Here is a 14,848-nt window from a genome sequence, read left to right on the forward strand (position 1 = left end):
GATTAACAACTTCATAATACAAGGAGGTGCATTTTTTTGCAAACTCCGTTTTAAATAATAAACAGGAATGTTCTTAATCCTTAATCTTTTTAATTGTCCATTCCTAAATAAATTGTCCTTTGTGCATTGTCAATTGTCAATTTTTCAAAGACTCTTAACTAATTAAAGTCCAATTTCATCTCTTATTGTCAATTCTCCACTACCAAATGTAATTTTTTAACTCTCAATTCTTATAATTTTAACTTTTAACTATTTAGGGGTTTGCTAATTTTTTATTTATAAATTTTATGTGTATTTATAATAGATTAGTTTTACTAAACCAAATTAGGGAGTTAATTTAGCTCAAATTTACTTTGCTTTTATAGTTATTTTTTCATTTATTTCCCTTGACTTAAAATCATCCTTAGAATTTTTTAATGCTCCTGCATTTATTTTTACAGTTTTTTCAACATCTTTATCTGTAGAATTAATATATTCACTAGTTAATGTTATAGTTAATGTTTTGCCATCTACTTTTACTGAACCTACACTGTTCTCTTGCATAGTTATAGCTTCTTTTAAACTTATGTCACTAACTTCGTCTATTTCTTCTTTAAATGTTATAATTATATTATTCTTAGTATCATCTATCTCTGCCTTTTCCACTATTGGACCATGATATTTCGCTGTAGGTTTTTCCATGTCCGTTGTTTTATTTTTAAATTTATCTCTTATTGGTTGTACTTGCTTTACTTTAATTGAATTTTCTGTAATTTCTTTATCTAAAACAAGTATAATAGTTTTCTCAGATTCACCTTTTTCTATTTTCTCTACATCATAATCTTCAATCTCAAAAGTTGAGGCTGATATATGATTACTGTTTACTTCTTCTGAAAAATCCAATTGTATTTTTTTATCTCCTAATATCGTTGCTGTTTTTATTATTGGTGCAGCTTTATCCACAATTATACCCGGCTTATTATTATCTATGTCGAATTCTATTTTTTTAGATACTGACTCATTTATTGTTGTAAATGCTTCTTCTTTAAACTGAATTGTTCCTGTTTTAATATCTTTATAATCTATTTTCCCATCAGTATTAAATATCTCTTCATCAAATTCTAAAGTTACTTTATAAACGATATTTCCATCTAAATCTTCATCTTCCTCTATTTCTTGTGAACTTGGATTTAATGTTTCACTGCCTAATTTAAATTCTACATTTTTTTGATTTAATAACAGTATTTCTCTATCAACATAAAACTCTATTGTACTATCGTCTTTTACTGCTATGTTACCTTGTTGCTCTACATCTAAATCTTCTACAGAGTTTATTGCAAGTATTTTTAGTTCCCTATCATCGCCAACGGTATCAAAGCTATTCCCACCTAATCCAGTAAACTTACCATTAGCATCTGCTACTGAACCAATGTGAATTTTTACTTCTTTCTCTGTATCTATTTTATCTGGTAATGTTATTTGAACTAAATCATTATCCCCTTTTATATCAATTTTAGCATCATCTATTTCGTCTAATTGTTTAGGTTCTCCTCCATTATAAGTTACAAGATAATTTTTCTTATCTAGCACTGAACCTGTACCTTCAGTTCTCATAGCTTCACTAAATCTTACAAATATTTGGTCACCATGCTCGCCACCGTAAGTTACCATCTTTACCTTTGCTTCAGTGGTATCTGCAACTTCTATTTCTAGGGATGTTTCCTCTACTGGTACTCTAGCAACAGTAGTATCTCTAATTTTATTTTTCACTATTTCTAAAGTATACTTTCCTTCAAAATCAGATGCATCTATAGTGTATTCTTTTTTACCATCGTCTTTACATTTTATTTCAACTTCCTCTAAATCTTCTTCATCACCATCAGCATTTGTCAAAATATAAGATTCATAATCATCAGCACCTGTAACTGCCTTACTAAATTTCAAATCTATAGTTTTATTAAATCTATTGTATTCAGCTTTTACAGTAGGCGCAGTTTCCCCCTGAAGATTATAACTTATAGAAGTTTCTTCAAGTTCTTTACCCCACAAATCTTTTATTTTATCATCTTTCTTATTTTTATATTTAATAACAATTTTATGGTCACCTAAAGGGAATCCGCCATAACTAAGAGTTACTTTATTATCTTCTACTTTTTTAACCTTTAGTTTATAATCTTTATTTACATAATCTAAATAAAATTCCACATTATCATCTTCAACAGTATCTATATCTAAACTTTTATTAAATTTAAGTGTAAGCTCCTCAGATTTAACTTTATCTACTGTAGCAGTAATATTGCTTTCATCTTTTACCACAGTAAAGTTTTTACTTCCTTCTTCACACTTAAATCCACCATAATTATATATTCCATCTTTAATACTTAACTCATGCTCGCCATCTTTTAATTCAGATGAAGTTATCATTCTTACTACATTAGCATCTAAACCAGGATTATCTATTCTTGTTTCAATACTTGATGGATATTCCTTATTAACTCTTAAAGCATTTCTAATTTCATTGCTATTTTTAGCTGTAACTGGTTCTGAGAATGTTAAGTTATATTCTTTTGGTCCCACTTGCTTAATGTCTAAAAGTTCTGGTAATCCAGTAGATAAAACTCTTACCTCACTTTTAAAATCAGCAACTTTCTCTTTTTTATCCTCAGTATACACATTACTAACTTCCACATCTAAATCTACTTGATTATATTTTATTCCATAATCCTGTCTTAAAGTTATAATAGCTGTTTTCTTATCTTCCTTTAATTCAATTAAAGAAGTATTCTTACTATCATTTAAAACATCCTTATTATCTTCATCTTTTATTTCATAATTAAATAAATCTGTAGCACTATCCTCGTCTACCGGTTTATTAAATTTAACCTCTAATTGAATACCATTTATAGCCTTTACTGAATGAACTTTAGCTGCCTCATTTGGATCTGGATCTGGCTCCGGTGTAACTTCTTTAATGCTTAAAGCTTTAATTATATTTTCAACAGTATTAGCATTTATACCATTACCTACCTCATATAAAGTTTTAACAGTTTTACTTTCTAAATAAGTTTTTTGGCCACCACTAATATCTTTTCCAACTAAAACTAATGGACTTTTTTCTTTTCCAGCTACAGTTGAAATAGATAGTGCATCAACTAACTGACCTACATCTTTACTACCATCTTTTGCAACATATATGTTTGAAAATTCTTTTTCACTATAGAACTTTTCTAAAACCTTACTATTAGTTTCTCTTCTATTTTCCCCACCGATTCTTTCAGCCTTTGGAAGAGATTTTTCAACTTCTTCTGAAATAACTCCTTTTTCACCTAAAACATAAGAACTTTCTATATTCTTTTCCTTTATATATTCTCCAGTTTTACCTAAGTCATCTTTAGAAGAAATTAAAATTGGCATTTGCTTATCTGCTGCCACTGGTGCTATAGACAATGCATCAGCAAGACCAGTATATCCATTTACCACAGCTACTTCTTTGCTATCAATATTTTTTGCTATGGCTATTGCAGTTTCTTCTCTATTACTACCAAAAATTCTTTCTGTCTTTATTCCCATATCATTTAACTCTTTAACAACATCTTTAGAAATAACGGAGCCACCGCCAACTATATAAACATTTTCTGTTTGTAGTCTTTTAAGCTCATCTTTTGTAGAATCTGTTAGAGCCTTACTAGTTGTTAAAAGAATTGGAGCATCCTTAAGCTTTGCAAAAGGTGTTGCTGCTAGAGCATCTGAAATAGCTGTAGAATTAACTAAAACTACATTTTTAGCACTAGTCCAACCATGCTTACTAACTTTTACTGCTGTTTCATATCTATCTTCTCCAGCCAACATTTTTCTTTCTATAGTTTCCTTAGACTCAACTGCAAATACACTATGTCCCATTGTTGAAAGTGTAGCACCTATCAACAATGTAGAAATCACCATCGATTTTTTTCCCATAAACTAAAATCCCCCTTTTATTTAAATCCCCCTATTCAAACTTATAAAAATACCCCAACTTACCATTTAACTTAATTTCCTAATTTTATAAGTTTTTCATAGTAAAAAAACGAGTAACTTGATTTATTTACATTTTAAATATTATTTTCAAATTTTATCCTATAAATATTTAAAAATACAAATACAAAATAAATATAATTTCCTAAATATTTTTGCAATTTAGAAATCATTTTCTTTCATGCTATAAATATAACAATTTACTTAAAATCTGTAATAAATTTATATAATTCTAACTTTTTTTACAAATTTTAATTATAACCTACATAAATATTCTAATTTGTACAAAAATAGCCCATGATTTTCCAAAGTTTCACTAAATCATATATTTTTAAAATTTAGATATTAATATTATATAATTTAGCATGCTGATATATTCTTATATTTTTACAACTTAAAAATAAATTATTTCATTTTTCTAAATTATCTTAATTTACCAAATATTGTTTTCATTGAGAATATTATCATTTCTTCTAAATACTGTCAATATCATTCTTAGAATTTTAATAATCCACGGAAATTATTTAAAATATATTTACAAAGTTTGTATAAAAATTACATATAAATTACTATTCTCTACTAGATAATTTTCTTTGTTTGTGATAAAGAAAGAAAAGCCAATTCCAAAGAAACTGGGACTTTTCTAGTTAAAAGTTAAGAGTGAATAGTTAATAGTTGTAGTTATTACTACTCACTTTGCTCCTAGTAATTCTCAACGTATTTTTATATAAATTTGCAAAGCAAATTATATGATTAGATTAAAAGAAAGTGGTTGCCACTTTCATCCTGAATTCTTAATTCATAATTCTTAATCCTTAATTTAACTCTAGTTTCCTCCATCATTGTCAATTGTCCATTGTCAAATGTCAATTCCTAAATAAATTGTCCATTGTCACTTTCTAAAAATCATCTAAAAATCTAAGAAATCAATCACTCAAAGTTTTACTTCCATTACAAATGGGACAGGCACGATAAATTTATTTTCTTCGCTAACACATGATGCTCTCCTAATTTTTTATTTTTCCACTAATAGCTCAAAGCCAGTCCCGAACACCTGAATAAGCAATTTTTCTAAATTTATACTCCATAACAAGTGGGACAGGTTCATTTTTGGCTATTTTCTTCGCTTAATTATAGATTCCACAAATATTTTATTCCCATAACAAAATAAACAAAGAACCAGTACCTAACAGGTACGCTGCTTTGCAGCTCAAGTACTGGTTCTTTCCTCGGTATTTTTTTTATCTATTCTTTTTTATTGAGTACTAAAGCTTTTTATGGTGGTACAAATAAATGAACCTGTCCTTCTTGTTACGGCGCTACACCTTAAATCTAGCCTTATTTCTTTATCTCCCAAACTCAAATTTTACTTCCTCTAATTCAAAAGAAACTGGCAGTCCAGTTTCATCCTGAACTATTAACTTTTAACTATTAACTCTTAACTATCTAAACTCCAGTTTCTTTTTTCCAAAAAAAAAGACTGCTTCTAGGTAGAATTTTTTCTACCTAAAGCAGTCAAGTCTTAATTATTTAATTTTATTTCACTGTTACTTTAAGGTTATCACCTGTTTTACCAGGTTTCTTTGCTTGTAATATTACATCTTTATTTTTTGTTTCTTTTACTTCATATTTTTTTGTCCAATTTGCATCACTTTTGTTTAATGTTTTTCTAACAACTGATGCTACACTTGTTGATATTGATTTGCCTGGTACTACTACTTGAGTTTCCTCTTTTTTACCATCCAATTCAACAACTACAGTTATTGTTTGTTGGAAAAGTGTTCCCGAAGTAAACCTAATACCACCTTCTGCTTTTGTTGATATATCTTCTGTTACTATTGGATTTGTTGCTCCTGAACAGAATAATATCGGTGGACAATTATTCGCAGCTTTTATAAGTGTAATTATATCTTTTAAATCTAATTTATTTATTTTACCTTTTATAATAGTTGAAATTTGGCTTTTATCCTTTTTAATAGCATCTTTATCATCTTGAGTTAACTCTAATTTTCCAATAATCTCTTTAAGTTGCTTACTATTAACATTATTTAATGCTTCACCTAAACTTGAAGGTTGTTTAAATCCATTATTATAAGATACATCTACACCTTCACCTAATGCTTTTTGAACATCTTTCGGTCCAATGACATTTAATAAAGCTATTATTTTATCTGTGTCTATTGTTCCATCTTCTTTTTTCTGCATTATGATACCCATTAACATTTCAGGTGTAATTGGTTTATCTTTAGGACAAACTGGTGAAACGATAGTTAAATCTATTGTTTTTGAATCTTCATTAACCTTTGAAGTAATAGGAACATTTACTTCTTGAAGTATTTTTCCCATTTCAGCCTTTAACTCACTCAAAGCTGTCAATACAGCAGTTACTTCAGGTCTTTTCATATCTTCTGGAGTTAATTTATTGGTTAAAGCCTTCATAATTATTGCTTTTTGTTCATCTGTTAAACTTCCTAAAGTTTGCTCTATGCCTTTAACTTCCACTATAAACTCAGGTATTTTATTATCCACATTTATAGTATAATCTTTATATTTTTCATCTTCTCCAAACCCTACATCTATTGGTTCTGAAGTGAAGTTAGGTATTTTAGATGTTATAGCAAATCTACTTAATCCATTTTTTAATTTTGTTTGATAATTAGCTTTTTCTGCTGCATCAACACCATCTTTAAATGGAATTTGTTCAGTTTCTATATCACCTATTGGTAAATCTGGTTTTTCTGGTGCTACACCTTCTTCTATATCTACCTTAATTCCATCACATGGTGTACCTAATTTGGTTTTTATAGCACCTTCTTTAAGTTCTATACCTTTTAGTACAGCACTCTTACCTTCATCATCAAAAACTCTATTTTTAAAGATTATAGTTAGTTTACATACATCACTACTAACCCCTCTAGTAAACGCTGTTAAGATTTCTGGTTTGTTGCTATCGCCAATTATTCCACTTGTTATATTTTCATTATTTAAATCAAAATATATCTTAGATAAATCAACTTTGTTAACACCTATAAATTCACCATTTATATAAATATCTATAGTTCTAGAATCCATAACTTCTGGTTGTCTTGAATTTATAGTTATTTTTCCGTCTCTTTCAACTAATATTGATTTATCTAAAGCACTAGTATCTAGTGTTTTGCCTTTAGCATTTTTAACCTTACCAACTTTTAATTGTAAATTACCTGAGTTACTTTTTTCATTACTTCCTGTAATAGTTTTGCTTACTGATTGAGGTAATGTTATAGTAACTTTTCTACTACCTATACTACTCGAAATTTTAGCTCCTGATATTTTACTTACAGGTTTAAATCCTTGTCCATCTACATTTATTTCATAAAGGCTTTTATCTGTTATAGAACCTTTACCAGAAGTTCTCATCATCTCATCATAGTTTATAAATATTTTATTTAAATCTTCTCCACCGTATTGAACACTTTCAATTGTTGGAGCTTCTACATCATCCAAATCTGGGAATATAGGTTTTACATTAGATATAATTCTATTTTCTTCTAATATTTTAAAAACCCTAAGAACATTAAATTTATTTATTCCATCACCAACTGTAGTGATTTGTTCTGATGTAACATTTTTTAAGAATTTTTCTTGTTTAGGTGATAGTGATTTCCCTACAATCATAACAGGGCCTTCATTTTTAGCTGCTAATGGTGATACAGTTAAAGCATCAACTAAATCTGAATCCTTTTTAGTTCCATCTTTAGTTAAATATAAATTATCAAACTCACCATTTCCGTAGAACTGCTGTAGCACTTCTCCGTTAGTTTCATTTCTATCAGATCCTGCTATTCTTTCAGAATTTGGAAGGGTATTCTCTAAAGAATATTTTACAACCCCTTCTCCACCAATTATATATTGCATTTTGCTGCTATTTGCTATTTCCTTACCTGCTCCTAGGCTATCACCATTCTCATTGGTTAAAAGTATTGGAATGCTATTAACAGCCGCTGGTGCAGCCATAGATAAGGCATCTGCCATACCATTTACACCATTAACAATAGCTACTTCATCTTTTTTGCCCATTTTATTTGCAATAGCCACAGCTGTCTCTATTCTATCATTACCACCGATACGTTCTACAGTAAGACTCATAGATTTAAGCTCACCTTCAACAGATGAACTTATAACCCCTGTACCACCAATTATTATAACTTTACTTGCCTTAAGCTTTTTAATTTGGTTTCTTGTTGCAGGTGTTAACTTATTGCTTTCTGTATACAATATAGGTGCATCATTTTCGTATGCATAAGGTGATGCTGGAAGAGCATCAACTATATTATATCCATTAACTAAAACTACTGTATCTGCTTTTTCCCACTCTTTACTTACTTCAACTGCTGTCTCATATCTTGTTTGACCTGAGATGTTTACTATCTTATCTCTAATAGCATCATCAGAGTTATTAGCAGCCAAAACAGTAAAATTACTACATGTTGATATCATAGTAGCCAAAAGTACTGATGCAATCACTCTCGAACTTCTCATCAAACCATCCTCCCTCATAAAAGTCATAAATAAAACTTATCTTTTAAACTAAAATTTATAAAATTTTTTTAGTTAAGAGTTAATAGTGAATAGTTAATAGTTGTGGTTATTACTATTCGCTATACTCCTAGTAATACTAAACGTATTTTTATATAATTTGCAAAGCAAATTATACTTATAGATTTTTAAAATCATTTTTCAGAAAGTGGCTTCCACTTTCATCCTTAACTTTTAACTATTAACTTCTAACAGTTAACTATCTAATGTGGTTTTAGTTGTTTTAATTATTGAGTTTAATATCTTAAATAATTCTTCACATTTTAGAAGTAACTCCTCACCACATTCATCATCTAAATAATCGGTAACTGTTAATAGTTTTATCCAGTATATACTCTCACTGGCTTCTTTAAATGCTATATACATTTTTGCTAAAAAATCTTTTTTTGATTGTCCTCTTAAAGCTTCATTTACATTTGCACCGATACTTGTAGCAGAACGAAGAAACTGTTTAGATAAAACAAACTCCCTCTTTCTCCCTATTAAAAATTTATAGATTTCAACAGCATCTATTGCAAAATCAAATGACTTTTTTTCAATTATACTATTACTAAACATAATCTCTCCTAATTAAAATAACTTTACTTATTCAAGATTTTGTCCATATTTTCTTTTAATATAACGTTTTGCTAGTTAAGAGTTTTAACACTTTGCTAGTTAAAAGTTTTAAAGCTTTATAGCTTATGAACTTAAAAACCCTAAAAGTAGTTCTCCAGAAAGTGGTTGCCACTTTCATCCTTAACTATTAACTTTTAACTATTAACTATTAACTGTCTAAAATTATTAACTTTTAACTATTTCATGCTCTCCTAGCTTTATATCTTTCAACTAATAACACAAAGCCAGTCCCTAACAATTTTAACCATAATTCTCAACTAAATAACTTTCTACCAAACTGAAAGTCTAATTAATGTAATTTGTTATGAAAACATAGTTCTCTATCACATTACAATTTGCAAAGCAAATTACACTATCATTTCAAAGAAACTGATTGATTCAGTTTCAACCACCATTGTCAATTGTCAATTTTTAAAGACTTTTAACTCTTAATTATTAACTGACTAAAGCTTTATAGCTATGAACTTAAAAATTATAAAAGTCATTCTTCAGAAAGTGGTTGCCACTTTCATCCTTAACTATTAACTTTTAACTATTAACTTTTAACTATCTAAGATTAATGTTAGTTGGCAAAGTAATTTTGTAAAAATTTTTAACTTGCCACCATTAAAAGTTTACCTCATAAGTATATTTTATCTAATTTGTAAATATATTTCAATATATTTCTCAAAAGTTAACTATTTTTTCAAAATTATTACTTAAAAATATTTAAGGAAAAAAGCCAAGCAAAAATGCTTGGTCTTTTTCTCTATTTATTATATTTAATTCTACTATCCGTTTAGGGAGTAAACCTAACTAGGATATTGTGTTAACTTTGATTAATTTATTATGCTTGTGCAGTTATTGTATAAGTTCCTATTGTTGTTCCATCAATAGCTGTTACTATTACTGTTATAACATCATTTTCTACAACTGCTTTTGTAGCTAGATCACTTTCAGCTATAACAACATCATTAACTTTTACTATTTTAGCTACTCCAGCTATTTGTGTTTCTAATTCAATTCCAGTTCCTGCTTTTACAGTTCCAGTTTTATCAGCACCAATAGTTGCCTCTTTACCATCAACTGTTAATTTAGTTAAATTAGCGTTAGCTTTAGCTGTATCTATTTTAACTTCAACTGCATTTATTCTTTTTGTAAATGCTTGATTGTTAGTTGTATCAGTTACTTTTTCTACTGCTGTTTTTGCTTCTGTTGCTAAAGTAGTTGCTGTTTCTATTTCAGTTTTAGACTTTAAGCTTGCTTCTTCTGCAGCCTTTACTGCTGCTTCTGCTTCTGCTTCTACTTTATCTTTTTCTATTGCATCAACTATACCTTTAACTTGGTCTAATGTTAAATCTTTTTTATCTGCTTCTTTAACTTCTTTTACTTTTGCATTTACTTCTGTTAGGTTTGCATCTGTAACACCAGTTACTCCTGCTGTTTTATAATCTTCTAATGTTGCAGTTCCAGCATTAATTTTTGCTAATGCTAATCCAGCAAATGTATCAACCTTTTTAATTGAGAAACTCATTCCAGTTGTTTTATTATCTTTTAAATCATAGATTGCTTCTTTTTGCTCTACTCTTACATTTGGTTTTTCTTCAGTAAACTGTCTGCTCTTAACATTTAATAATACTACTCCAGTTGAACCATCATCTACTGAATCTACTGAATTTACTTCAAATCCTTCTATTTTAAATGTAGATTTAGTAACTGGTTTAACTGCTTCTGTTAATTCAATTCTAATTTGTTTAGCATCATTTTTTTCCTTTATTATAACAGCAGAATCATCTTTATAATCTGCCTCTGCTTTATCATCAGCTTTTAAACTTTCTATTTCTTTAGATGAAGCTATTTCTAGTTTACTAGTTTTACTTTCTAACGCTGTTGTAAATGCATCATCATCAAAAACTAAGTTTGCTATAGTTTGGTCTCCTTGTGTATTAAATGTATCTTCATCAAATTTTAATGTTACTTTTGTAACTATTAAATCTTTTCCATCTACGTTATCATCACTAGAAGCCTGTTCTAAATTAAGAACTTCTCTATTTACTTCCTCACATTTTTGAGTATCTAATGTTATTTTTGAAGCATCTGCAGCAATTATTCTTCCTTTTATAAATACTTCGACTTCTTCATCAGAAATAATATTTGCTGAATATTTTTTTTCTAAAACATCTTTTTCATTCAGTTTAGTACCATTAATTAATTCAATTTTCGCATCATCAGTAGCTTCTCTAACACCTAAAGTACCACCTACACCTGCAAAGTTTCCATTAGCATCACATACTCTACCAACGACAACTTTATAACTATCTTCAACGTCGTCTTCTGGCATTGTTATTATGACACTTAAGTTGTTATTTAATTCAATTTTAGCATCCTCTATATCATCTAAATTTGTTTCATTTATAGAATATAATTTTTTATCTAATATAGAACCTTCTCCTGAAGTTTTCATTTCTTCACTAAATTCTACATATATTTTATCTTTTTTATCTTTATCTTTTCCTCCACAAGTTACTGATGTAACTGTAGCTGGAGTTTGATCTAATGTAGCTAAATCAAAAACTTTTTCTTTAAATTCATTTTTTTCTACACTTGTATCAAAGATTTTATTTCCTTTAATTTTTAAATCATAATTTCCATCTAAATCTTTATCAAGGAATAATCTATAAACTAACTTATTTTCTTTCTTTTGCTCTATTGTTTTGATAGTAACATAATTTCCTTTTGAATCTTTTAATTCATAAGCAGCTTCTTTATCTGCTCCTGTTACTTCTTCACTGAATTTAACTTCTATTACATTTTTATCTTTTTTATCATAAGAAATTGTAGCAGTTGGAGCTACTGTATCTTTAGCAACATTAAATGATATTTCTTTAGAAGATAATTCTTGTTCCCATAAATCTTGAACTTTATCATCATTTTCATTATCATATACAACTACTATTTTATGATCTCCAGTTGGTATTGGTTTATCAAATTCAACTTCTAATTTACCATCAACCATTTTTGCACCAATTGCTTTAAATGCATCATTGTTAGCATAATCTAAATAATAATCTACATTTTTATTTTCTTTTTCTTTATCATTTTCATCAAAATAATGCTCTGCATTTTCTACTTCTTTATTGAATTTTAAAGTAACTTTATGTCCGTTAACTTTATAAACTGATGCAGTTAAAGGAGTTTCATCTTTTTTAACGCTTAACTTTCTATCTATAGCTTCAAGTTTTAATCCTGCATAATCCATTATTTTGTTTTCTTTTATAGTGAAATCATATTCTCCATCTTTTAACTCTGTAGCTGTTTTTATTCTTACAACATTAGGAGCTAAATCTTCATTCTCTATTCTTGTTTCAGCATTAAAGTTATAAGAACCATTATTTATTCTTATAGCTGATAATAATTCTGAATTGTTTTCAGCTGTTACTGGCTCAGAGAATACTAAGTCGAAATCTTTTGGTCCAACTTGTTTAATTCCTTTTAATTCTGGTAATGTATTATCAAATAATCTAACATTTTTGTTTTCATATTTTTCAAATACTTCACTCTTATCTTCAGTCATTACATTTTCGACTTTAACTCTTATAGTTTCTTGATTTCTGAAATCAGTTTTTTGATATTTTTGATTTAAAGTTAGTACTACTGTTTTACTATCTTCTGAAACTTCTACTTTAAATCCAGTTTCTTTATCTTTAACATATTTATCTTTGATATCATTTCCGTCATCATCTTTAATTGTATAATTATCAGATATTTCAGCGCTATCTTTATCAACCTTTTGGCTGAATTTAACTTCTATTTGGTCAGCATTTAATACTGTAACGCCTGTTACTTCAGCTTTATCGCTTGGAGTTTCTTCTTTAACTGTTAATGCTTTAACTATAGCAGAAACTGTGTTTTGGTTGATTCCTTCTCCAACTTCTACTAAAGATTTAGCTATTCTGTCTTTTAAGTAAGCTTCTTGAGCTTTATCTAATTCAGAACCTGCTAATACTAGTGGATTTCCTTCTTTTCCAGCTAGTGGACCTGCTGCTAATGCATCAACTAATTGGTTTTCTTTAGCTGCTCCATCTTTAGCAACATAAACTTTGTCTAATTCTTTTGCATCGTAGAATTTGTTTAAAACTTCTGCGTTAGTAGCATTTCTGTTAGCTCCAGCTAATCTTTCTGCATCTAATTTTTCAGTTAATTCTTTAGAAACAACTGTTTCTCCACCGATAACATATTTTGTTTTAGCTTCATCAAGAACTTTTTGACCAGCTCTTACTGATGTTCCATCAGATAAAACTATAGCCATTCCTTCTTTAGCAGCTGGTGCAGCTACTGATAATGCGTCAGCTAATCCTTTTATTCCGTTAACTACAGCAACTTTTTCAACTTTTCCGTCTTTTCCCATTTCGTTAGCTACTGCTTCAGATGTTGCATATCTGTCTTCTCCTGCAACTCTTTCAACGTCTAATTTTAATTCTTCTAATTGTTTAACAACGTTTTTAGAAACTGCAGTTTCTCCACCAATAACTATAACTTTTTTAGCTTCTAATTTAGCTATTTGATCAGCTGTAGCTTTTGTTAAGCTTCCTGCTTCTGTTAATAAGATTGGAGCGTTTTTCATTTTAGCAAGTGGTGTAGCTGCTAATGCGTCAGCTATTCCAGTATAGTTAACTAAAACTACTGTGTCAGTCTTTCCAAATTTCTCACTAACTTTTACTGCTGTTTCAAATCTAGTTTCTCCAGCTAATTTGTCTTGGATTATTTCTTTTGATTCAACTGCGAATACTCCTGTGCTTGCAGATGCAACTGTAGCACCAAGTAATAAAGTTGAAACTACTCTTGAACTCTTTTTCATTCTTTTTACTCCCCTTTTCTATTTAGTAAAACTAATATTAGTCTAATGTTCTTAAATGCATCTCAGCATTTTATAGAACATAGAACATAGATTAATACACATATCCTAGTTTTTAAGAAAGCTTATAAAGTTCCTTATTGAATCCTATCTTAATAAAAGCTGCCTAAATAAACGCTTGTCCATATTGGTTAACAAATTAAATTAAGCACATGACAATTCACAATCTTCAAATTATTATGAAGTTTCCGAACCTAATGTACTTCGTTTTTTCTGCTCCATGCATTTTTAAGCAAACAATTCTTAATCTAGGTAATTGTATTACATATGTTCCATAATCATACTGAGATTTGAACACTAGATAATATCATTTAATTTTTTTTATTTTATTTGAATGTCTAATTAATGTCTAAGTTAAATATATTCACAAAATATTAAAATATAACTTAATTAATACATTTTGTTTTTGTAAATAATTTATAATGTTATCTTTATAAGTATATTTAATTAATGATAGTTTTTTTATTATGTATCTATATTTATTTTTTTAATATTAATAAATATATTTGTAATAATTTTTTATGCTTAAAAATATTCTATAAAAAAACTTGTCCATCTGTTCTCTTATTATACATTTAGTTGTTGTATATTTTAAGAGCCTTACCACTGTTTTTTTAAGTTTTTTTCATGTTTTTGAAAGATTTTTTTGATTTATTTTTTTTATTAAATTTAGTTAAAATTAACATTTAAAATAAATAAGTTTTCACATTTATTTACCTTATATTTCGACAGGTTAACTCTTTATTAAAATATTTAAAATTTTAC

General features: G+C 28.3%; 4 protein-coding genes. All 4 read right to left on the reverse strand.

Features of this window, described 5'->3' with window-relative positions; all coding sequences use genetic code 11:
* Positions 1-348: 348 nt before the first annotated feature.
* Positions 349-3,936: a cell wall-binding repeat-containing protein gene (locus tag AZI32_RS11870; RefSeq protein ID WP_061996046.1), complete on the reverse strand. Its 3,588-nt coding sequence runs from the start codon at positions 3,934-3,936 to the stop codon at positions 349-351.
* 1,593 nt (positions 3,937-5,529) lie between these two features.
* Positions 5,530-8,514: a cell wall-binding repeat-containing protein gene (locus tag AZI32_RS11875; protein WP_061996047.1), complete on the reverse strand. Its 2,985-nt coding sequence runs from the start codon at positions 8,512-8,514 to the stop codon at positions 5,530-5,532.
* Positions 8,515-8,766: 252 nt separating this feature from the next.
* A complete protein-coding gene (locus AZI32_RS11880; protein WP_061996048.1) occupies positions 8,767-9,129 on the reverse strand; it encodes a four helix bundle protein in 363 nt (120 codons plus the stop codon).
* Between the two features lie 886 nt (positions 9,130-10,015).
* Positions 10,016-14,026 carry a cell wall-binding repeat-containing protein gene (locus tag AZI32_RS11885; RefSeq protein WP_061996049.1) on the reverse strand — a complete coding sequence of 1,337 codons (4,011 nt, stop codon included), beginning with the start codon at positions 14,024-14,026 and terminating at the stop codon, positions 10,016-10,018.
* Between the last annotated feature and the right edge of the window lie 822 nt (positions 14,027-14,848).

The sequence above is a fragment of the Clostridium sp. ATCC 25772 genome (assembly GCF_001573875.1).
In the GTDB taxonomy this organism is placed as follows: domain Bacteria; phylum Bacillota; class Clostridia; order Clostridiales; family Clostridiaceae; genus Clostridium_J; species Clostridium_J senegalense.

What these genes read in the sequence shown, in the direction of transcription:
- AZI32_RS11870 (WP_061996046.1), bottom strand. Translation starts at nt 3,936, where the DNA reads ATGGGAAAAAAATCGATGGTGATTTCTACATTGTTGATAGGTGCTACA.
- AZI32_RS11875 (WP_061996047.1), bottom strand. Translation starts at nt 8,514, where the DNA reads ATGAGAAGTTCGAGAGTGATTGCATCAGTACTTTTGGCTACTATGATA.
- AZI32_RS11880 (WP_061996048.1), bottom strand. Translation starts at nt 9,129, where the DNA reads ATGTTTAGTAATAGTATAATTGAAAAAAAGTCATTTGATTTTGCAATA.
- AZI32_RS11885 (WP_061996049.1), bottom strand. Translation starts at nt 14,026, where the DNA reads ATGAAAAAGAGTTCAAGAGTAGTTTCAACTTTATTACTTGGTGCTACA.